Origin of the sequence: Micromonospora sp. WMMD754, assembly GCF_049315235.1 — a bacterium.
In the GTDB taxonomy this organism is placed as follows: Bacteria; Actinomycetota; Actinomycetes; order Mycobacteriales; family Micromonosporaceae; genus Micromonospora; species Micromonospora sediminicola.
The window spans coordinates 1,657,549-1,676,196 of record NZ_CP186058.1 but is presented as its reverse complement, the minus strand read 5'-3'; the positions used below and the strand labels follow the sequence as shown (position 1 = coordinate 1,676,196).

Here is an 18,648-nt window from a genome sequence, read left to right as displayed (position 1 = left end):
GATCATCGCCGGCTGATCGTCTCACCGATCGTCCGCAGCCCGTCGACGTCGTGCACGTCGGCGGGCTGCGCCGTCACCGACGCCGCCGGCACCGCCGGGAACGCCTCGGTGAAGCGGGCCGCCACCTGCTGCTCGCGTACCGCCTGCTGGGCCAGCGCGGCGTGCGCGCGCAACACCTCGACGGTGCCCTCGTGCCCGCCCTCGGCCGCCAGCCGCTCCGCCGCGGCCAGGCTCTCCGCGGCGGTCAGCTCCGGCACCGCCGGCTCGTGCACCCGGTTGAGCACCAGCCCGGCCAGTGGCATCCGCTCCTCACGTAGCCGGCCCGCGAAGTAGGCCGCCTCCCGGACCGCGTCCGGCTCCGGCGCCGCGACCAGCAGGAACGCCGTCTCCCCGGCCTGCAGGATCCGGTACGTCTGCTCGGCCCGCTGCCGGAACCCGCCGAACATCGAGTCGAGCGCGGCGACGAAGCCGGACAGGTCGGTGAGCAGCTGCGCGCCGAGCACCTTCTGCACCACCTTGGAGAACATCCCGAAGCTCGCCGTCACCAGGCTGAACATGCTCCGCCCGCCGGTGCGCGCCGGGGCCAGCAGCAGCCGCAGCATCCGGCCGTCGAGGAACCGGGACAGCCGGGCCGGCGCGTCGAGGAAGTCGAGCGCGGAGCGGGACGGCGGCGTGTCCACCACGATCAGGTCCCACTCGCCCCGGGCGTGCAGCTGACCCAGCTTCTCCATCGCCATGTATTCCTGCGTGCCGGCGAAGGTGGAGCTCATGGCCTGGTAGAAGGGGTTCGAGAAGATCTCCGCGGCCTTGGCCGGGTCGGTGTGCTGGAGCACCACGTCGTCGAACGTGCGCTTCATGTCGAGCATCATGGCGTGCAGCTCGCCGCCGCTGGACTCGACGTCGATGCCCTTGACCTGCCGGGGCGTGTTGTCCAGCTCGGTCAGGCCGAGCGACTGGGCCAGCCGGCGGGCCGGGTCGATGGTGAGCACCACCGTCCGTCGGCCGTGCTGCTCGGCCGCGCGCAGCGCCAGCGCCGCCGCGGTGGTCGTCTTGCCCACGCCGCCCGCCCCGCAGCAGACCACGATCCGCACGCCGGGGTCGGCGAGGATCTGGTCGACGTCCAGCGGAGGCGCCGCGTCTTCGGAAGGCACCAATCGAGCGTATCGGTCCCGAGGGCGTCTCTGCTCCGTGCCGGCCGCAGGTGTGAGTCAATCCGCCCGGACGAGGACCTCGGCCAGCGTCTCCAGTCCGGCCCGGTCGACCCCGTCGGGCAGCAGCGGCAGCTCGGTCAGGGGCAGCCCCAGCTCCACCAGGTCACCGCGGAGCGAGTCCTCCAGCTCACGGCGTACCCGCTGGTCGCGCGCCTCGGCGGCGAGACCGGCCACGGTCCGGGCATCGGTCGGCAGACCGGCGGCGGACAACCCCCGCTTCAGCTCCGCCGCGGTCACCGCGCGCCCGGCGGGCACCGGCGGGCGGGCGCCGTTGACGATCACCCGGCCGACCGGGAAGCCGAGCTGGGTCAGCTCGGCGACCGCGTCGAGCGTCTCCTGGACCGGCATCTCCTCCAGCAGCGTCACCACGTGCACCGCGGTCATCGGCGAGCGCAGCAGCGCGGACACGCCCTCGCTCTGGGTCTTGATCGGGCCGACCTTGGCCAGCCGCGCGGTCTCCGCCGTGACGTTGAGGAAGCGGCCGATCCGTCCGGTCGGTGGGGCGTCCAGCACCACCGCGTCGTACGCCCGACGGGACCCGCTGGTGCGGGTGGTCGCCTCCTTGACCTTGCCGGTGAGCAGCACGTCGCGCAGGCCCGGGGCGATGGTGGTGGCGAAGTCGATCGCGCCGAGCTTGCGCAGCGCCCGGCCGGCGGCGCCCAGCTTGTAGAACATGTCCAGGTATTCGAGGAGCGCCGCCTCGGCGTCGACCGCCAGGGCCCGCACCTCACCGCCGCCCGGCGCGTCGGTGAGGTGTCGCTCCTCGTACGGCAGCGGTTCGGTGCCGAAGAGCTGGGCGATGCCCTGCCGCCCCTCCACCTCGACCAGGAGGGTGCGCCGGCCCCCGGCGGCCAGCCCGAGGGCCAGCGCGGCGGCCACGCTGGTCTTCCCCGTGCCGCCCTTGCCGGTCACCACGTGCAGGCGGGCCGGCCATCTGCCGGCGGTCTCGGCCGGCTGCTCACTCGCTGCCACCCGTCGAGCCTAACCAGCCCGGCGGATCAGGCGACCTCGCAGACCCACCAACCCGTCTTCTGCACCACGGTGAAGCGCAGTTCCTGGTCGGCGACCTTCTCGTCGGCCGTGGTCATGGTGACCCGGGTGGAGACCGTGGCCCGGTCACCGGTCTGGTTGTCGACCACCGGGTTGGTCCAGCGGAACCGGGGGTTCTGGTACTGCCCGGCGTACTTCTGCACCTCGGCGACCTTGGCCGCGATCTTCCGGTCGTCACGGGCCGCGGAGCAGACGAACGTGGCCGCCTTCTCGGCGTCCCGCTCCTGGTAGACCGCCTTGAGGAAGCCCTCCACCGCCACCTGCGGCTCCTTCGCGCCCCGGCCGTCCTCGCCGTCGCGCAGGGCGAGGAACGCGGCCGTCCCCCCGCCGCCGCAGAGCAGCACCGCCGCGGCCAGCACGAGGGAGGCGATCAACAGGGTCGGACGCTTGCGCGGCGGCGGCCCCGCCGGGTAGGCCGGGTGGCCGGGAGCGGGACCGGACCCGGGCGGCGGTGTGGCGCCGGGGGCCGGAACGCCGGGCCCGGGCGGCGTGAGGCCGGCGGACGCCGGCTGCGGGATCGGGTCGCCGGGCGTGCCGGTGGCGCCCCCGACGGGCGGTTGGGTCATGTGTCTCCCCCGGGTTGCGGCGCGCCCGTCGCCGCCCCAGGCGACGGGCACGAGGTCGAGGTGCGGGCGAGCGACGGCGCGCGCCCAGTCCGGAAGGGTAGCGGTCGCCGGGCCGCTTGCCAGCCCCGCGTACGCCCGTGCCGGGCGCCGCGTCGTCGTCGCGTTCCGGACCAGCCTTGTGTCGCATATGTGACTTGACGTGATCAGACGTGCGCGTCCCGTTGCCGGGACTGGCTCCAGGTCCTACGTTCGTCGCGACGCGGGGGGCCGGACCGGGGAGGTCCCGAGCCGGACGGTGGTGGTGGTGAACAGGTACGACGCCCGGAGGCAGCGGATGCGCGACGCGGAGAACATTCCCCGAGCCCAGTTCCCCGGCGACCGGGCCGGGCGGCCCGGCGACGCCGAGGTTCCCGGCACGGGCACGCCGTTCAACGAGCGGTCGTACCGGCCCCCGGTCGAGGTGGTCCGCACGCTGGTCCGGCCGGCCGGGCGGGGTCGCGACGAGGAGGAGCCCGGCTACGTCATCCACCTGCCCGTGCGGGTGCCCGATCTGGCGGCGGCCACCGCGCTGGCCGGGACGGTGGCCACCTCGCTGGGCTTCCTGGTCGAGCTGGACGCCGGCGAGACCACCGTCTCCACCGCCGACGACCAGAACAACCGGCACCGCGTCTTCTGCGACCTGCTGCTGCCCGACCGCAGCCGCTGCCCGCAGCGCTACGAGCACGAGGGCCCGTGCGGCGAGCCGCCCGCGCCGGAGCAGCGTCCCGCGTCCCGCTGAGGGCGGCGGACCGTAGGCTGTGCCTGACCGAAGTCCAAGTCAGGCAAGGGAGCCTTCCTCCGATGCAGAAGTGGGAATACGCCACGGTCCCGCTGCTGGTCCACGCGACCAAGCAGATCCTCGACAACTGGGGCGAGGACGGCTGGGAGCTGGTCTCCGTGGTGCCCGGCCCGAACCCGGAGCAGCTCGTCGCGTACCTGAAGCGCCCGAAGGGCTGAGTGTGAGCGCGAGGAGTGAGCCGGGGTTGCGAGCCCCGCAGTCGCGAACGAAGGACATCGACGCATGAGCAACGGACCCCACGCGAAGCTCGCCGAGCTCGGTCTCGACCTGCCCGAGGTGGTGCCGCCGGTGGCCAGCTACGTGCCGGCCGTCCAGTCCGGGCAGCACGTGTACGTCTCCGGTCAGCTCCCGATGGCCGACGGCAAGCTGCTCGCCACCGGCAAGGTCGGCAACGGCGTCTCCGCCGAGCAGGCGAAGGACCTGGCGCAGCGGTGCGCGCTGAACGCGCTCGCCGCGATCGACGCGCTGGTCGGCCTCGAGAACGTGGTCAAGGTGGTGAAGCTGACCGGCTTCGTGGCCAGCGCATCCGGCTTCACCGGTCAGCCCGGCGTGATCAACGGCGCCTCCGACCTGTTCGGGTCGGTCTTCGGCGAGGCCGGCCGCCACGCCCGCAGCGCGGTGGGCGTGGCCGAACTCCCCCTCGACGCCCCGGTCGAGGTCGAGGTCATCGTCGAGGTGGCGTAACGCCCCGTCCCCGTGATCTTGCAGTTCCCGCCCCGGCACAAGCCCCCAGACGGGGACAAACCCGGGGCCGGAGCTGCAAGATCGCGGGGAGTGGCGGGCGGAGTCGTACGATCGCTGCCATGGGTGGGCGTGTGAGCGGGGCCGCAGGGGCGCTCGCGGATGAGCTGCCCGGGTGGGTCTCGCTGCTGCGGGCGCCGAACCCGGGGCCGATGACGCTCGACGGGACGAACACCTGGGTGCTGCGGGCCGGCCCGGACGCGCCGGCCGTGGTGGTCGACCCGGGGCCGGCCGACGAGGCGCACCTGACCGCGATCGCGGCGCACGGGCCGGTCGGGCTGGTGCTGATCACGCACGGGCACGCGGACCACACCGAGGGGGCACCCCGGCTGCGCGAGCTGCTCGGCGGCGTGCCGGTGCTCGCCGCCGACCCGGCGCACACCGCCGGTGGGGCGCCGCTGACCGCCGACAGCACGTTCGACACGGGCCTCGACGTCCGGCTGCTGAGCACGCCCGGGCACACCGCCGACTCGGTCTGCCTGCTGGCCGCGCACGGCGACGAACGGGTCGTGCTGACCGGCGACACGATCCTGGGCCGGGGCACCACCGTGGTCGCCCACCCCGACGGCAACCTCGGTGACTACCTGTCCAGCCTGGAGCTGCTCTCCACGTACCGCGGGGTCCGGGCGCTGCCGGGCCACGGCCCGGCGCTGGCCGACTGCGGCGCGGCGGCCGAGTTCTACCTGGCCCACCGGCGGGCCCGGCTCGACCAGGTGCGTGCCGCGGTGGCCGCCGGCGCCACCACCGCGCCCGAGGTGGTCGCGGTGGTCTACGCCGACGTCGACCGGTCGCTGTGGTGGGCCGCCGAGTGGTCGGTCCGCGCCCAGCTGGAATACCTCGGGGTGGAACAGCCGTGACCTGCCCGGTGTGCGGAACCGTCGCCGTGCCCGGCGCGCGGTTCTGCCACAACTGCGGGGCCGCGTTGCCGGCCGCCGCCACGCTGCCGGCCGCCGAGCGCCGGGTGGTCACCGTGCTCTTCGGCGACCTCTCCGACTTCACCTCCTGGTCGGAGGACCTGGACCCGGAGCGGGTCGGCGCGGTCACCGACCGGGTGCTGGCCGCGCTGGCCGGCGCGGTCAAGACGTTCGGCGGGCACGTCGACAAGCTCACCGGCGACGGGATCATGGCGGTCTTCGGCGCGCCGGTGGCGCACGAGGACGACGCCGAGCGGGCGGTGCGGGCCGCGCTGTCCATGCAGCGGGCGGTCCGCCGGGTGCTCGACGACGAACGGGGCGGCGGCGCGCCGCTGGGCCTGCGGGTCGGGCTCAACACCGGCGACGTGATCGCCGGGATCCAGGCGGCCATCGAATACACCGTCATCGGCGACACCGTGAACACGGCGGCGCGGCTGGCCGACGCCGCCGCGGTCGGCGCGGTCTACGCCGGCGGGCGGACCTCCGCCGCCACCCGGCACGTGGCGTCCTGGCGGGCGCTGCGCCCGTTGCGGCTCAAGGGCAAGCGCGAGCCGGTCGAGGCGTACGAGCTGCTGGGCCTGCTGGACGCGCCGGGCACCCGCTCCGGACTCGGTGACGAGGCCCCCTTCGTGGGCCGGGAGACCGAGATCGGCCGGGTCGCGGGGCGGCTCGCCGAGGTGATCGACCGGGGTGAGCCCCGGGTGCTGCTGGTGACCGCCGAGGCGGGCATCGGCAAGTCCCGGTTCGCGGCCGAGGTGGAACGCCTCGCCGCCGGCTACGACGTCGGCGCGGGCAGGTACGCGGCGCACACCGGCGCCCGGGTGCTCTCGGTCCGCTGCGCCGCGTTCGGCGAGCGCCGCCGGCTCGCGCCCCTGGCCGACCTGGTCCGCGCGGCGGTCGGCCTGCCCAACGACGCGGCGACCGCGATCACCCGGGCCGCCGTCGAGGAACGGCTGCGCCGGCTCGGGCAGCGCCTCGCCCGACTTCCCGGCGACCTGCCGCCGATCGCCGTCGACCAGCTCCTGGCCCTGCTCGGGTACGCCGAACTGCCCGCCGGGACGGAGACCGGCGAGTGGAGCGCGGCGGCCCCGCCACCGGACGCCGAAGCGGTGCCGAACGCGGTCGCGGACCTGCTCAGCGCGCTCGCCGGCGAGGCGCCCCTGGTGATCGTGGTGGACGACCTGCACGACGCCACCGCCGAGACGGTCAAGGCGTTGGCGCTGACCCTCAACCGGCTCTCCGGCCCGGTGCTGGTGCTCCTGCTCGGCCGGCCCGAGCTGGTGCGGACCGCCGGCGCCCTGACCCGGCTCGCGGACGCCGAGGTGCACGCGCTGCCGCCGCTGCGCGGCGCGGACGCGTCCCGGCTGCTCACCAGCTACCTGGCCGGTGGCCGCCTGCCCCAGGCCGACACGGACCGGCTGCTGGCCACCGCCCAGGGCAACGCGTTCTACCTGGCCGAGCTGGTCACGCTGCTGATGGAGCGCGGCGCGCTGACCGCCGGGCCGGGTCGCGGCGCGGACGTCGGCTGGCGCCTCGCCCCCGGTTCGCTGGGCAGCCGGCTGCTCTCCCGGGACCTCGCCGCCGTGCTCGCGGCCCGGATCGACGCGCTGCCGCCGGACGCCCGCTCGGTGCTGCGGGACGCGGCGGTGGTCGGTGACACCGTGCCGGGCGGCGCGCTGGAGGCGCTGCGCGAACAGCGGGTCGGGCGGGACGGCCGGCCCGCCGCGGTGGCCGCGGTCGAGCTGGACCGGGCGATCGAGGAGCTGCTGCAACGCCGGATGCTGCACCGCACCCGCACCGGGTTCGCGTTCGCCACGCCGCTGATGCGGGAGGCCGCGTACGCCGGGGTGAGCAAGGCCGAGCTGGCCGAGCGGCACGCCGCGCTGGCCCGCTGGGCCGCACCGGAGAGCGTGGACGGGACCGGCCCGCCGGCCGGCGGGTTCACCGAGGCGGCCCGGGACGACTTCGTCGCCGAGCACGTCGAGCGGGCGACCCGGCTCGCCGACGCGGTCAAGCTCCGCCCGGACGCGCCGGCCCGGGCGGTCGCCCCGCTGGGCGTGGCCGCGCTGAGCCGGGCGGCCCGCCGGTCGCTGCGCTCCGGGGAACCGGCGATGGCGGTCGAGTACGCCGAGCGCGCGGCCGAACTGGCCCGCGACGGGGTGCCGCCGGCCGACCGGGTGGTGCACGCCCGGGCGCTGCTGCAGATCGGCCGCCCGGCCGACGCGCTGGCCTCGGCCGAGAAGATCGCGGCGAACACCGGCGAACCCACCATCCGGGCCGCCGCGCTGCTGCTCGCCGGGCAGGCCCAGCAGACGCTGGGCGACGCCGAGCGGGCCGAGCGCAGCTGGCAGGAGGCGTTGCAGGTGGCCACCGACGCCGAGCTGCCCACGGTGCGGGCCTCGGCGATGCGCCGGCTCGGCATGGCCGACTTCATCGCCGGCCGGCTGGGGCAGGCGAGCAGCCGCCTGGCCGCCTCCTACCAGGTCAGTCTCGCCGCGAGGGATCCGCGCGGGCAGGCCTGGTCGTTGCAGAACCTGGCCTGGGTGACCACCACCCGCGGCGACTTCGCCGGCACCGACGCGGTGCTCGGCCGGGCCGCCCGGTTGTTCGCCGAACTGAAGGACCCGTACGGGCGGGCCTGGCTGCGCGGCACCACCGCGTTCGCCCGGCTGCTGGCCGGTCGGTTGCGGGAGGCGTGCCGGCTGGCGCGGGTCTTCCTGCCGTTCGGGGAGCGGGTCGGCGAGGCGTGGGCGGTGGGCACGTTGCGGGCGGTCGAGGCGTACGCCACCGCCGAACTGGGTGACCTGGCCGAGGCGGACCGGGCGGCCCGCCGCGCCTACCGGGACTTCGCCGAGGTGGGTGACGACTGGGGGCAGGGCTTCGCGCTGGTGGTGCGTGGCGTGGTGGCCCGCGGGCTGGGCGAGCCGGAGCACGCCGCCGACCTGTTCACCGACGCGCTGGCCTACGCCGACCGCACCACCCACCCGCTGCTCACCGGGATGGCCGGCACACTGCGCGGCTTCGTGGCGCTGGACATGGGCGACCACGAGACCGCGGAGCGGGAGGCGCGGTCGGTGCTGACCACTGTGGAGCCGCACAACCCGCAGGCTCCGGCCCAGGTCGCGCCGCGGGTGCTGCTCGCCATGGCCCGCGTCGCGGCCGGCGACCCGGGCACCGCGGTGGGACTGCTCGCCCCGGTCGCCACCGGCGCGGCGAACGCGCCGTCGCTGCTGTTCTCCCGCCGGCAGACGATGGCCCGGTACGCCGCCGCGCTCCTCGCCCACGGCCAGCGCGAGCAGGCGCTGGACTGGGCGCGGCGGGCGGTCTCCGCTCCGGCCGAGGACGTCCGCAGTCAGGTGGTGGCGCAGCTGGTCCTGGCCGAGGCGCTCGACGCCTGCGGACGTCCGGCGGAGGCGTTGGCCGGCGCCGAGGAGGCGGTGCGTCTGGCGTACGCCACCGAGCAGCGCAGCGAGCGGGCCGCCGCCGACGCGCTGCGGGCCCGTCTCGCCGGCGGCTGACCACCCACCCCTGTTCTGCCGGTTCCGGGGATGTGCTCGTCGGTGGGGCCGGTTAGCGTGGGGCGCTGCCGTCGGGATCGACGGCCACCACCGGTGTGCCCGAGCGGCCACCGGCGGACCGTTGCTGGGGAGGAACGATGAGGCTGCCGCGCTCCGGCGCCGGCTGGACGATCGCGGTCTTCGGGCTGCTGGCGCTGCTGCTCGGCGCGCTGGGCCTGATCTGGCCGGAGACGCAGCTGCGCCTGCTCGGCTTCGAGGTGCCGACGGAGCGCGCCCCCGGTGACTACACCGGCACGTTCCTCACCGCGTCCTCGATGGCCTCCTTCAACATGGGGGTCTACTACCTGCTCGCGGTCGCCACCGAGTGGCGCCCGTTCTACCGGTTCACCGTCTGGTTCCGGCTGGTCACGTTCACCGTGTTCACCATCGCGGTGCTCTCCGACGTGGCGCCGGACCGGTTCTTCGGGGTGGCGGCGTGGGAGGGGCTGGGCGCGGTCGCGACCGCCGTCGGCCTGTGGTGGGACGCCCGTCGGGCGGCCGCCGGCGCGGCCGGGTCGACCCGGCCCGACGACTCCGCGGCGGCGCCGGCCCCCGACGCGGCGCGCTGAGCGACCGGGACCGTTGGGTATTTTCGAGCCGTGACCGAGACCCCGCCCGGCGCCCTGCGGCTGCCCATCGTGCCCGGTCTGACCGATCTGAAGGTCTTTGCCCGGGGCGGTTACGCCACCGTCTACCGGGCCACCCAGATCTCCGTCGGGCGCGAGGTGGCGGTCAAGGTGGAGAACCGGACGCTGGACCACGAGCGCGACCAGGCACGCTTCCTGCGCGAGGCGCGCGCGGCCGGGCGGATGTCGTCCCACCCGCACGTGGTGGACCTCTTCGACGTCGGCGTCACCGTCGACCAGCATCCCTACCTCATCATGGAGCTCTGCGACGGCTCGTACGCGGAGCGCATGAAGACCTCGCCGCTGGGCCCGCTGGAGACCCGCGACCTCGGGGTGAAGATCGCCGACGCGCTGGCCCACTCGCACGCGGCCGGTGTGCTGCACCGCGACGTCAAGCCGGCCAACATCCTGCACTCGGAGTTCAACTCGGCGGTGCTGGCCGACTTCGGCCTGGCGGTGCTGGCCGAGGTGCGCGACGCCTCGGTCACACTGGAGGTGCTCACCCCGGCGTACGCGCCGCCGGAGATGTTCAGCCACAGCCCGCCCAGCCCCGCGGTCGACGTCTACGCGCTCTGCGCCACGCTCTACGCGGTGATGCACGGCCGCCCCCCGCGCTGGCAGTCCGAACGCAACCCGAGCCTGGTCACCGTGCTGGAGATGTTCCAGCAGCCGATCCCGGGCCTGCCCGGCGTCCCCGACGAGCTGATCGACGTGCTCCGCCTCGGAATGTCCAACGACCCGGGCGAACGCCCCTCCGCGGTGGAACTCCGCGGCCTGCTCGCCTCGCTCCCGCTCGACCCGAACATCCCGGTGAGCGGCTCGCCGTTCCTGACTCCCGGCGGTGGCGCCGCGGGCGGCCCGCACGGTCGTGCCGGCGGGCCGAGCCCGCGACCGCCGGCCGAGCACGACCACCCGACCGTGCCGACCCGGAGCCGACGCTGGCCCCGGCGCTGGTTCCTCGGCGGGGCCGGGGTGCTCGCGCTGGCCGCGTCGGCCGCCGGGGGCGCCTGGATGGCCGGCGGAGCGCCGTCGGTGGTGTCGCCGACCCCGGTGGCCACCGGCGTGGTCGGGGCGACACCGGTGCCGGGGTGTGCCTCCGCCGACGTCCGGCTCCCCGACGGGGCACACTGCGCGGCCGAGCTGGAGTGCTACGGCCCGGTGCGGTTGCGGCGCGACCGCGCCGAGGCGAGCCGGGTGCCGTGCGACGGTCGGCACACCTGGGAGACCTACGCGGCCGGTGACCTGCCCGTCGCGCTCACCGGGGCGGGCCACGACACGGTCGTCGCCGACCCGGCCGTCCGCAAGGTCTGCAACGTCGGCACGTTCCAGCTGGTCAGCGGCATCGGGCCGGCGGCCGGGTGGAACCTGGAGGTGCTGCCGCCCGCCTCGACCGAGCCGGGCCGCACCTACCGCTGTCTGGCCGGGCGGGGCGTGGACGCGCTCGCCAGCCCCACCCTCACCGGTCGCTGAGCCCGTTCACGGTCCGCTGCTGCCGGACGGCCCGGGGGTCGAGCGCCTCCAGCGTGTCCGCGTCCACCGGATGACCGGCGGGGGTGCGCAGGTTTCGCACCGCCCGCGGGTCGATCGCCTCCAGCGTGTCGGCGTCCACTCCGTACCCCGGGTCCTGGGTCGGCCAGGTGCTCTCCGCCGGGGCCGGCGGAGGGCCGGCCTGCCGGGCCGCGGTGACCGTCACCCCGGCGACCATGCCGAGCAGGACACAGACCAGGGCCAACACGACCGAGAGGATGCCGGGCGGTCGCCAGACCGCCAGCGTCACCACCGCGACGACCGTCGCCACGGACGCGACGACGGCCTTCGCCCGCGCATCGGGCTTCGGGAACGAACTCACCCGACAAGCATGGCCCAGCGCGTCGACCTGTCAACCGCCGGCCCGGGACGGCTTCCCGTCACCCACGCTCCACTTCGGAGCGGCGAAAAGCGTCGATCGAGAAAAAATCGTTACATTCCTTGGCTGTTTGCGGCGTCGGTCCGCGTTTGGGGGGCAGCTCCCGTGGCCGTCTCTCCCTAAAGTGACGGGGGTCGAGGTCTCCTCGACGGAACTGTTCCCCGACGGAAGGCAGCCTCATGCCCCGTGCAATCCGGTCCCTCGCCGCAACAGGGATCGCCGGCGTCCTCCTCGCCGGACCGGCCGTCGCGCCCGCCGCGGCGGCGACACCGCAACCGCCCGCGTACGACCGCACCAGCGCGGCCGAGGCACGCCGGGTGGACCGTGTGCCGACGCCGAAGCTCGACTGGTACGCCTGCTACGACTACGCCGAGTGCGCCACGGTCCGGCTCCCGCTGGACTACGACAACCCGAAGGGCGCCACCACCGAGGTCGCGCTGCTCCGGGTCAAGGCCCGCGACCAGCAGCACAAGGTCGGCAGCCTCTTCCTCAACCCGGGCGGCCCGGGCGGCTCCGGCACCAGCATCGCGCTCGCCGCACCCTACTTCCTCGGCGACGACCTGCTCGACCGCTTCGACATCGTCGGTGTCGACCCGCGTGGCGTCGAGGCCAGCTCGAACATCAGGTGCTTCCGGTCGGTGAAGGACCAGACCCGGGCGTACGCCGGGCTGAACGTCGCGTTCCCGTGGACGAAGGCGGAGGAGAAGGCGTACGTCGCCGCGTCGAAGGCGGTCGGCAAGGCGTGCTCGACCACCGGCAAGCCGCTGACCGGCGCCGCGTCCACCGCCGAGGTGGCCCGCGACATGGACGTGCTGCGCCGGGCGGTCGGCGACAAGAAGCTCAGCTACCTGGGCTTCAGCTACGGCACCGCGCTGGGGCAGTACTACGCCAACATGTTCCCGGACCGCTTCCGCGCGCTCGTCGTCGACGGGGTGCTCAACCCGAACGCCTGGGTCGGCCAGGGCAAGGCCCGCGACCAGCTCCAGGAGACCCGGCTGCGCAGCGCCGACGGGGCGTACCAGGCGCTGCACGAGATCCTCGTCCGGTGCGACAAGGCCGGCCCGGAGCAGTGCGCGCTGGCGGCCACCGGCGACCCGGTCGTCGCGTACGAGACCGTGGCGAAGCGGCTGCGCAAGAAGCCGGCGGTGATCGACGACCCGGACTTCGGCTCGTTCACCGTCACCTACGCCGACTTCGTCGGCGCCACGCTCGGTGCGCTCTACGACCCGTACGGCTGGACCTCCGTGGTGGATCTGACCAGCCAGCTGCTGGCCCTGACCGATCCGGCCGCCGGCAAGGCCGCCGCCGCCTCGGCCCGCCAGGCGCTCGCCGCCCGCGCGGCGCAGGCCCGCCAACAGCGGGGGTACGACTTCCCGTACGACAACGGGCTGGAGACGTTCCTGACCGTCGACTGCACCGACGCGTACCACCCGAAGAGCGCGGACGCGTGGCCGGCGCTGTCGGCCAAGGAGGACCGGCGGGCGCCGTACTTCGGGCGCGCCTGGGCCTGGGGCACCGCGCCCTGCGCCCGCAACACCTGGACCGTGCGCGACGAGGACGCCTGGACCGGGCCGTTCAACCGCGTCACCGCCGCCCCGGTGCTGGTGGTCGGCAACTACTGGGACCCGGCGACCAACTACCAGGGCGCGGTCGGCTCGGCCAAGCTGCTGCCGAACAGCCGGCTGCTGAGCAGCGACAGCTGGGGGCACACCGCGTACGGCACGTCGGCGTGCGTGACCGGCCGGATCGACACGTACCTGCTCACCGGCAAGCTGCCGGCCAAGGGCACGGTCTGCGTCGGTGACGCGCAGCCGTTCCAGGACGAGCCGGCGGCCGACCGCGCGGACGCGTCCAAGAGCGCGCTGGCCAAGGCCGGCGAGCCCGGCCGGGGCGAGCCGAAGCGGCTGCCGCCGGTGGCGACGCCGCGGCCCGCGGTCGGCACGCTGACCGTGCGCTGAGGAACCCCCGGGGTACGGCGGGTGATCGGGCACCCGCCGTACCCCGGGCCCGGCGATGCGCGGCGCAGTGTGCGCCGACCGCTACCCTGAGTGCCCGTCGTCGTGTTCCCGATCGAGGTCGCCCGATGCTCGAGGTCTTTTCCCGCCACCGGTTCCGTTCCCTCGCCACCACGCTGGCGGTGGCGCTGACGTTGACGCTGGCCGCCGTGGCCGGCTGCGACAACCGCCGCGAGCCGCCGCTGCCCTCGGTCCTCGACAAGCTGCGCGAGTCGCACATCGACGGGCAGGCGAAGATCAAGATCGGGGTGGCCACCACCGAGCCGTTGATGGGCGAGCTGCGCAACGGCACCCACACCGGCTTCGACGTGGAGATCGCCCGCTACGTCGCCTCGTCGCTCGGCTTCGCGGGCGACCAGCGGATCGAGTGGGTGTCGCTGGCCACCGAGGACCGCATCCCCGCGCTCCAGGGCGGCACCGTCGACCTGGTCGTGTCCAGCTTCTCCATCACCGAGGAGCGGCAGAAGCTGGTCAGCTTCGCCGGGCCGTACTTCGTCACCACCCAGGAGGTGATGGTGCCGAAGCGGCTGCGCGACCGCGTCCGCACCATCGAGGACCTGCGCCGACCCGAGCTGAAGATCTGCACCAGCGGCGGCTCGACCACCGAGGCGGAGCTGGAGAAGCACCAGGTCCGGGCGTACGTGGTGAAGGAGGTCGGCGACTGCGTCCGGGGCATCCGGGAGGGGCGCTACGACGCGGTCAGCTCGGACGAGACCATCCTGGCCGGCTTCCTCTCCCAGTACCCGACCGAGTTCGAGATCGTCGACATGCCGTTCGGCACCAGCGAGCTGCTCGGCATCGGGGTGCCGATCGGCGACCCGGCGCTGCGCGACCTGGTCGCGTTCTTCCTGCAGAAGAGCTACCTGGAGGGGCGGGACGGGATCAGCAGCCCCTGGCTGACCGCGTACAACCGCACGCTCGGGCCGTGGCTGAAGGCGGACAAGTCCCAGCCGCAGCCGCTCGACGTGCCGAAGCTCGTCGACTTCGACGACAAGGCGCCCCGGCGATGACCGCGCCGGCGACCCTGCCGGACACCGTCGAGTCGACCCGTCCCGCACCGCGGCCGGCCGACCCCGCCGAGCGCCGCGCCCGGGCCAGCCAGTCGTTCTGGACCGCTGTCGTCGGCGTGCCCGCCGTCTTCTCGGTGCTGCGGCTCGGCGTCGAGGCCGGCGGCGAGTTGCAGACCACATTGCTGCTGGTGGCCAACGTCGGCACGGTGAACCTGCTGGCCGGCTTCCTCACCACGGCCGCCGCCCTGCTCTCCACCGCGCTGGTCGCGGTGTTCGCGCTCGGCGCGGTGCTGCGGGTCAGCGTGGACCGGATGTCGTCGGGGATGCGCCGCCCGCTCTTCGCGCGCTGGGTGGACAGCACCCCGGCCTGGTTCGCGGTGGCCAGCTTCCTGCTCGCGCTGGTCACCTGGCCGCTGCTCTACCTGCCGTTGCTGCTGCCGGCGTTCGTGGCCGCGTTCCAGCTCAGCCCGGAGCGGCTGCACGAGCAGCGGTTGCCCCGGCTGCTGCTGCTCGGCGCCGGCTTCGTCGGCTACCTCTGGCTGCTGGGGCCCACGCTGCTCGACGCCGGCCGGCAGGGGGAGGCGCTCGCGGTGGTGCTGCTGGTCGTACCCCCGGTCCTGGCCCTGTTCGTGACCGGCCCGCTGCCGGCGGCGGTGATCCGGCCGCTCGCGTCGATCACCGAGGCGGCGGTGCTGGCCATGCTGGTCTGGGCCGCGCTGCCGGTGATCAGCACGCCGGTGCTGCCGCTGACCGTGACCACCGTCGAGTCCGCGCCGGGCGTCACCGAGGACGTGCGTGGCCACGTCGTCACCGTGGACGACGTCGACGTGGTGCTGCTCCAGGAGCGCGGCGGCGTGCGCTACCTGCCGGTCGACCAGGTACGCGCCCAGGTGCTCTGCCCGAGCGAGGACGAGCTGCCCCGGCGGCAGTTGCGGGTGCGCGACTTCCACGTGGAGGACTCGCTGCTGGAAGGGCTGGGCCGCCGGGTCCGCCCGGTGCACCGCATCGACGCCGCCTGCCGCACGGTCGACTGAGCGGTCAGTAGGACTTGTCCTGACCGAGGACGTGCTGGGCGACGAAGTTGAGGATCATCTCGCGGCTGACCGGGGCGATCCGGCCGGCCCGTACCGCGCCGAGCAGCGTTGCCACGCCGTACTCGGTGGTCATGCCGGCGCCGCCGAGCGCCTGGACGGCGGTGTCGACGGCGAGCGCGGCGGCCTCGCCGGCCGCGTACTTGGCCATGTTGCCGGAGACGCCCGCCTCCAGGTCGCGACCGGCGTCGTAGAGCGTGGCCGCCTTGTAGATCATCAGCCGGGCCAGCTCGACCTGCACGGCCGCGTGGGCGAGCGGGTGCGCGACGCCCTGGTGCGAGCCGATCGACCGGCCGCCCCACACCTTGCGGGTGGCGGTGTAGTCGGACGCCTTCTCGATCGCGTACCGGCCGGTGCCGGCGCCCATCGCGGCGACCGTGATCCGCTCCGGGTTGAGCCCGGCGAACAGCGCCGGCAGCCCGGCGTCGAGCGACTCGCCGACCAGCGCGTCGGCGGGCAGTCGGACGTCGTCCAGGTAGAGCAGGAACTGGTTCTCCGGGGACAGGATCTCCATGTCCAGCTTGGACTTCTCCAGGCCCGGAGCATCGGTGGGCACGATGAACAACGCCGGCTTCAACCTGCCGCTCGCGGCGTCCTCGGTGCGGGCCACCACGAGCACGTGCCCGGCCTCGTCGACGCCGGAGATGTAGACCTTGCGGCCGGAGATCAGCCAGTCGTCGCCGTCGCGCCGGGCGACGGTGCCGAGCCGGTGGAAGTTCGAGCCCGCGTCCGGCTCGGTGATCGCGAAGACGATCTTCTGGGAGCCGTCCGCGAGGCCGGGGAGGTGCTTCTTGCGCTGCTCCTCCGTACCGTGCTTGTTGATCACCGTGGCGGCGATGGCGGGGGAGACCACGAGCAGCAGCAGCGGGCAGCCCGCCGCGGCCAGTTCCTCGCACACGAGCGCCAGGTCGGTGATGCCGCCGCCCCCGCCGCCGTACTCGGTGGGGATGTTCACGCCCAGGTAGCCCAGCCGGCCGGCCTCGTGCCACAGCTCGGTGGTGTGCTCTCCCGCCTTCGCCTTCCCGACGAAGTAGGAGTGGCCGTACTTGCGGCCCAGCTCCCGTACGGCGTCGCGGAGCTGGTCCTGCTCGGGGGTGAGGTCGAAGTTCACTGCGGGTCCTCCTCGGGGTCCACCACGGCCAGTACGGCACCCGTCTCGACCTGGCCGCCGGCCGGCACCGGCAGTTCCGCCACCACGCCGTCGGCGGGTGCGAGCACGGGATGTTCGAGCTTCATCGCTTCCAGCGTCAGCAGCAGGTCACCGGCGGCGACCCGCTGGCCGACCTCGACGTGCACCCGGGTCACCGCGCCGGGCAGCGGCGCGAGCAGCGACCCGGCCGCCAGCTCCGCGGCGGGCCGGGGCAGCCGGGGCAGCTCGGTGAGGCTCGCCGCCCCGTCCGGGCCGTCCACGAAGACCGACGACCCCACCCGGTGTACGCGGAACGCGCGCCGCACCCCGTCGACGTCGAGCACCACCCGATCCGGCGCGGCGCTCACCAGCTCCACCACGTTGTTAAGAGGGGCCCCTTCCTCTACCGAATCCGTTAAGAGGGGGCCCTTCCTTGCATCTGTCGACCACGCGGCGAGCGCGCCGGTGCGGTCGAGCCGGTACCGGATCTCGATCTCCGCGCCGTCCGGCCCGGTGAACCGGGTGACCTGCGGAACGGCCGGCACGTTGCGCCACCCCGACGGCAGCCCGGCCAGCACCGGCGCGGCGGCCCGGCGCGCGGCGGCGCCGGCCAGCGCGGCGGCCAGCGCGGCCAGCGGGAACTGCGCGGCCGGCAGCAGCGGCGCGAAGACCTCGGGATGCCGCTCCAGGAAGCCGGTGTCCACGTCGGCGGCGGCGAACTCTTCGCTGCGCAGCACGCGGACCAGCAGGTCCCGGTTGGTGGCGACGCCGTGCAGCTCGGCCCGGGCCAGCGCGCCGGCCAGGGCGCGGGCCGCCTCGGCGCGGGTGGGCGCCCAGGCGATCAACTTGGCCAGCATCGAGTCGTAGTGCACGCGCACCGTCGAGCCGTCCACGACGCCGGAGTCCAGGCGCAGCCCGCGGGTCGGCCCGAACTCGGCGGCGACCCCCGGGATCGCGAACCGGTGCAGCGTGCCGGTGGCCGGGCGGAAGCCCTGGGCCGGGTCCTCGGCGCAGAGCCGTACCTCGATGGCGTGGCCGTCCGGGGCCGGCGTGGTGCTGACCGGCAGCGGCTCGCCCTCGGCGACCAGCAGTTGCAGGCGGACCAGGTCCAGGCCGGTGGTCAGCTCGGTGACCGGGTGCTCGACCTGGAGGCGGGTGTTCATCTCCAGGAAGTGGACCTGGCCGTCCGGCGCCAGCAGGAACTCCACCGTGCCGGCGCCCACGTAGTCGACCGCCCGGCCGGCCGCCACCGCCGCCTCGTGCAGCCGTTCGCGTACCTCGTCGGGAAGCACGCCGGGCGCCTCCTCGACGATCTTCTGGTGGCGGCGCTGGATCGAGCAGTCGCGTACCCCGAGCGCCACCACCGTGCCGTGGGTGTCGCCGAAGATCTGCACCTCGACGTGACGACCCCGCTCGACGTACCGCTCGATGAAGACCGTGCCGTCGCCGAACGCCGCCGCCGCCTCGCGGCGCGCGCCCGCGACGGCCTCGGCGAGCCCGGCCGCGTCGCGGACGATCCGCATGCCCCGGCCGCCGCCGCCCGCGCTGGCCTTGACCAGCACCGGGAAGTCGGTGACCTGCCCGGGGTCGGTCCAGGTGGGCAGCATCGGCACGCCGGCGTCGGCGAGCAGCGCCTTGGCGGCCATCTTGTCGCCCATCGCGGCGATCGCCTTGGCCGACGGTCCGACCCAGGTCAGGCCGGCGTCGGTGACGGCCGCGGCGAACTCCGCGTTCTCGGCGAGGAAGCCGTAGCCGGGGTGCACGGCGTCCGCGCCGGACCGCCGGGCCGCGTCCAGGATCAGGTCGACGCGCAGGTACGTCTCGGCCGGCGTGTTCCCCGGCAGCCGTACCGCCTGGTCGGCCTCGGCGACGAACGGCGCGTCGGCGTCCGCGTCGGAGTGCACGGCGACCGTCGCCACGCCGAGCGCCCGGCAGGTGGCGAGGACCCGGCGGGCGATCTCCCCCCGGTTCGCCACGAGAAGGGTGGTGATCAT

At 74.7% G+C, this 18,648-nt stretch carries 16 protein-coding genes; 10 read left to right on the top strand and 6 right to left on the bottom strand.

Features of this window, described 5'->3' with window-relative positions:
- Positions 1–2: 2 nt before the first annotated feature.
- The 3 genes from ACN27B_RS07935 to ACN27B_RS07925 are packed head-to-tail and all read right to left on the bottom strand — an operon-like array spanning position 3 to position 2,827.
- Positions 3–1,154 (bottom strand): ArsA family ATPase, encoded by a 1,152-nt coding sequence (locus tag ACN27B_RS07935; RefSeq protein ID WP_422744169.1) that lies wholly within the window; start codon positions 1,152–1,154, stop codon positions 3–5.
- A gap of 54 nt (positions 1,155–1,208) precedes the next feature.
- The gene (locus tag ACN27B_RS07930; protein ID WP_099163352.1) at positions 1,209–2,183 is read right to left on the bottom strand and encodes an ArsA-related P-loop ATPase; all 975 of its coding nucleotides are present in this window, start codon (positions 2,181–2,183) and stop codon (positions 1,209–1,211) included.
- A 26-nt stretch (positions 2,184–2,209) separates the two neighbouring features.
- On the bottom strand, positions 2,210–2,827 hold the full coding sequence (locus ACN27B_RS07925; RefSeq protein ID WP_099163353.1) for a hypothetical protein: 618 nt from the start codon (positions 2,825–2,827) through the stop codon (positions 2,210–2,212).
- Positions 2,828–3,161: 334 nt separating this feature from the next.
- Here ACN27B_RS07925 and ACN27B_RS07920 point away from each other — a divergent pair, with 334 nt between their 5' ends.
- The 7 genes from ACN27B_RS07920 to ACN27B_RS07890 all read left to right on the top strand — a co-directional run bounded on the left by ACN27B_RS07920 (position 3,162) and on the right by ACN27B_RS07890 (position 10,973).
- Positions 3,162–3,605 carry a hypothetical protein gene (locus tag ACN27B_RS07920; RefSeq protein WP_099163354.1) on the top strand — a complete coding sequence of 148 codons (444 nt, stop codon included), beginning with the start codon at positions 3,162–3,164 and terminating at the stop codon, positions 3,603–3,605.
- A gap of 62 nt (positions 3,606–3,667) precedes the next feature.
- Positions 3,668–3,823 (top strand): DUF4177 domain-containing protein, encoded by a 156-nt coding sequence (locus ACN27B_RS07915; protein WP_013289021.1) that lies wholly within the window; start codon positions 3,668–3,670, stop codon positions 3,821–3,823.
- 64 nt (positions 3,824–3,887) lie between these two features.
- Positions 3,888–4,349 carry a RidA family protein gene (locus ACN27B_RS07910; protein WP_091568559.1) on the top strand — a complete coding sequence of 154 codons (462 nt, stop codon included), beginning with the start codon at positions 3,888–3,890 and terminating at the stop codon, positions 4,347–4,349.
- A gap of 119 nt (positions 4,350–4,468) precedes the next feature.
- The gene (locus tag ACN27B_RS07905) at positions 4,469–5,263 is read left to right on the top strand and encodes an MBL fold metallo-hydrolase (protein ID WP_099163355.1); all 795 of its coding nucleotides are present in this window, start codon (positions 4,469–4,471) and stop codon (positions 5,261–5,263) included.
- Positions 5,260–8,838, top strand: coding sequence for an AAA family ATPase (locus tag ACN27B_RS07900; RefSeq protein ID WP_422744165.1), 3,579 nt, complete (start codon positions 5,260–5,262; stop codon positions 8,836–8,838). Before ACN27B_RS07905 ends, ACN27B_RS07900 begins: the two co-directional genes overlap by 4 nt.
- A 137-nt stretch (positions 8,839–8,975) precedes the next feature.
- Positions 8,976–9,446, top strand: coding sequence for a hypothetical protein (locus ACN27B_RS07895; RefSeq protein WP_091568566.1), 471 nt, complete (start codon positions 8,976–8,978; stop codon positions 9,444–9,446).
- A 30-nt stretch (positions 9,447–9,476) separates the two neighbouring features.
- On the top strand, positions 9,477–10,973 hold the full coding sequence (locus ACN27B_RS07890; protein WP_422744163.1) for a serine/threonine-protein kinase: 1,497 nt from the start codon (positions 9,477–9,479) through the stop codon (positions 10,971–10,973).
- On the opposite strand, the gene ACN27B_RS07885 is transcribed toward ACN27B_RS07890, so the two are convergent.
- Positions 10,960–11,352, bottom strand: coding sequence for a hypothetical protein (locus tag ACN27B_RS07885; RefSeq protein ID WP_091568570.1), 393 nt, complete (start codon positions 11,350–11,352; stop codon positions 10,960–10,962). The genes ACN27B_RS07890 and ACN27B_RS07885 overlap by 14 nt on opposite strands.
- A 236-nt stretch (positions 11,353–11,588) precedes the next feature.
- Here ACN27B_RS07885 and ACN27B_RS07880 point away from each other — a divergent pair, with 236 nt between their 5' ends.
- The 3 genes from ACN27B_RS07880 to ACN27B_RS07870 all read left to right on the top strand — a co-directional run bounded on the left by ACN27B_RS07880 (position 11,589) and on the right by ACN27B_RS07870 (position 15,468).
- Positions 11,589–13,367, top strand: a complete 1,779-nt coding sequence (locus tag ACN27B_RS07880; protein WP_422744161.1) for an alpha/beta hydrolase — start codon at positions 11,589–11,591, stop codon at positions 13,365–13,367.
- A 125-nt stretch (positions 13,368–13,492) separates the two neighbouring features.
- A complete protein-coding gene (locus ACN27B_RS07875; RefSeq protein ID WP_422744159.1) occupies positions 13,493–14,434 on the top strand; it encodes a transporter substrate-binding domain-containing protein in 942 nt (313 codons plus the stop codon).
- Complete coding sequence (locus tag ACN27B_RS07870; RefSeq protein ID WP_422744157.1) at positions 14,431–15,468, top strand: hypothetical protein; 1,038 nt, start codon at positions 14,431–14,433, stop codon at positions 15,466–15,468. The genes ACN27B_RS07875 and ACN27B_RS07870 overlap by 4 nt, the downstream gene beginning before the upstream one ends.
- 4 nt (positions 15,469–15,472) lie before the next feature.
- Here ACN27B_RS07870 and ACN27B_RS07865 read toward each other — a convergent pair whose 3' ends face one another.
- Together ACN27B_RS07865 and ACN27B_RS07860 are read right to left on the bottom strand one after the other, a co-directional pair.
- A complete protein-coding gene (locus ACN27B_RS07865; protein WP_099163360.1) occupies positions 15,473–16,636 on the bottom strand; it encodes an acyl-CoA dehydrogenase family protein in 1,164 nt (387 codons plus the stop codon).
- Positions 16,633–18,648, bottom strand: coding sequence for an acetyl/propionyl/methylcrotonyl-CoA carboxylase subunit alpha (locus ACN27B_RS07860; RefSeq protein ID WP_422744154.1), 2,016 nt, complete (start codon positions 18,646–18,648; stop codon positions 16,633–16,635). Before ACN27B_RS07860 ends, ACN27B_RS07865 begins: the two co-directional genes overlap by 4 nt.

Coding starts and splice junctions, on each gene's coding strand:
- ACN27B_RS07895 (WP_091568566.1), top strand. CDS start 8,976: ATGAGGCTGCCGCGCTCCGGCGCCGGCTGGACGATCGCGGTCTTCGGG.
- ACN27B_RS07905 (WP_099163355.1), top strand. CDS start 4,469: ATGGGTGGGCGTGTGAGCGGGGCCGCAGGGGCGCTCGCGGATGAGCTG.
- ACN27B_RS07870 (WP_422744157.1), top strand. CDS start 14,431: ATGACCGCGCCGGCGACCCTGCCGGACACCGTCGAGTCGACCCGTCCC.
- ACN27B_RS07875 (WP_422744159.1), top strand. CDS start 13,493: ATGCTCGAGGTCTTTTCCCGCCACCGGTTCCGTTCCCTCGCCACCACG.
- ACN27B_RS07920 (WP_099163354.1), top strand. CDS start 3,162: ATGCGCGACGCGGAGAACATTCCCCGAGCCCAGTTCCCCGGCGACCGG.
- ACN27B_RS07925 (WP_099163353.1), bottom strand. CDS start 2,827: ATGACCCAACCGCCCGTCGGGGGCGCCACCGGCACGCCCGGCGACCCG.
- ACN27B_RS07915 (WP_013289021.1), top strand. CDS start 3,668: ATGCAGAAGTGGGAATACGCCACGGTCCCGCTGCTGGTCCACGCGACC.
- ACN27B_RS07910 (WP_091568559.1), top strand. CDS start 3,888: ATGAGCAACGGACCCCACGCGAAGCTCGCCGAGCTCGGTCTCGACCTG.
- ACN27B_RS07880 (WP_422744161.1), top strand. CDS start 11,589: ATGCCCCGTGCAATCCGGTCCCTCGCCGCAACAGGGATCGCCGGCGTC.
- ACN27B_RS07860 (WP_422744154.1), bottom strand. CDS start 18,648: ATGATCACCACCCTTCTCGTGGCGAACCGGGGGGAGATCGCCCGCCGG.